The sequence below is a fragment of the Blastomonas sp. CCH1-A6 genome, from assembly GCF_001556365.1.
Lineage (GTDB): Bacteria > Pseudomonadota > Alphaproteobacteria > Sphingomonadales > Sphingomonadaceae > Blastomonas > Blastomonas ursincola.
This window is the reverse complement of the sequence record NZ_LSIS01000509.1, coordinates 1-1,468: the sequence shown is the minus strand read 5'-3', so window position 1 is coordinate 1,468 and position 1,468 is coordinate 1. Positions and strand designations below refer to the sequence as shown.

At 63.6% G+C, this 1,468-nt stretch carries 1 pseudogene; it reads right to left on the bottom strand.

Annotated features, from left to right (window positions below):
* Nucleotides 1-43: 43 nt before the first annotated feature.
* Nucleotides 44-1,468: pseudogene (locus AX735_RS22350) on the bottom strand (Rne/Rng family ribonuclease); the annotation flags it as partial.

Here is a 1,468-nt window from a genome sequence, read left to right as displayed (position 1 = left end):
ATCGAAGACGAAATCGACGAGATCGAAGAAGAGGAAGAAGTCAGCGAGAAGCGCCGCGCTCGCCGCGATCTGCACGATCACCACGGTTTCCGCGACCGCCGCGCTTCTCGCTGACTTCTTCCTCTTCTTCGATCTCGTCGATTTCGTCTTCGATATCGTCGTCGTCATCGTCGATGATCGGCTGGAAGGTGACGACCTTTTCCGGACGCGGACCGCTGGCGGTTACTTCCATCTTCGCGCCTTCATTCTCCCCATTGGGCAGAATTTCGATGCGCACGCCGAACCGCTCCTCGATCTCGGCAATGTCGCGGCGCTTGTTGTTGAGGACGTAGATCGACGCTTCCTGGCTGGTGCGCAGCGTGATGATGCTGCCATGACCCCGCGCTGCCTCTTCCTCGAGCAGGCGCAGCGCCGACAGGCCCGCCGACGATGCGGTGCGGACCAGGCCCGTGCCGTCGCAATGCGGGCAGGTGCGGGTCGATGCCTCGAGCACGCCGGTGCGCAGGCGCTGGCGGCTCATTTCCATCAGGCCGAAGCCCGAGATGCGGCCGACCTGGATGCGGGCACGGTCGCTCTTCAGCGCATCGCGCATGGCCTTCTCGACCTTGCGGATGTTCGAGCCATATTCCATGTCGATGAAATCGATGACGACCAGGCCCGCCATGTCGCGCAGGCGCAGCTGCCGGGCGATCTCGCGCGCCGCTTCCAGGTTGGTGTTGAGCGCGGTCGCCTCGATCCCGTGTTCCTTGGTGGACCGGCCCGAGTTGATGTCGATCGATACCAGAGCCTCGGTCGGGTTGATGACCAGATAGCCGCCCGACTTGAGCTGCACCACCGGTTCGTACATCGCCGAAAGCTGGTCTTCGGTGCCATAACGCTGGAACAGCGGCACGGGATCGGAATAGCTCTTCACCCGGCGCGCATGGCTGGGCATCAGCAGCTTCATGAAGTCCTTGGCGGCGCGATAGCCCGCTTCGCCCTCGACCAGCACTTCCTCGATATCGCGATTGTAGATGTCGCGGATCGCGCGCTTGATCAGGTCGCTGTCCGAATGGATGATCGCAGGGGCAGAGGCCTTGAGCGTCTTCTCGCGGATCTCGTCCCACAACCGGGCGAGATAGTCGAAGTCGCGCTTGATCTCGGGCTTGGTGCGCGAAAGGCCGGCAGTGCGCACGATGCAGCCCATGGTCGCGGGCAGCTTCATCTCGGCGATGATCGACTTCAGCCGCTTGCGGTCCGAAGCGTTGCTGATCTTGCGGCTGATGCCGCCGCCATGCGCGCTGTTGGGCATGAGCACGCAATAGCGGCCCGCGAGCGAGAGATAGGTGGTCAGCGCCGCACCCTTGTTGCCGCGCTCTTCCTTGACGACCTGCACCAGCATGACCTGGCGGCGCTGGATGACGTCCTGGATCTTGTAGCGGCGGCGCAGCGCCATGCGGCTGGTGCGCGCCTCGTCGCTGGCCTTGGC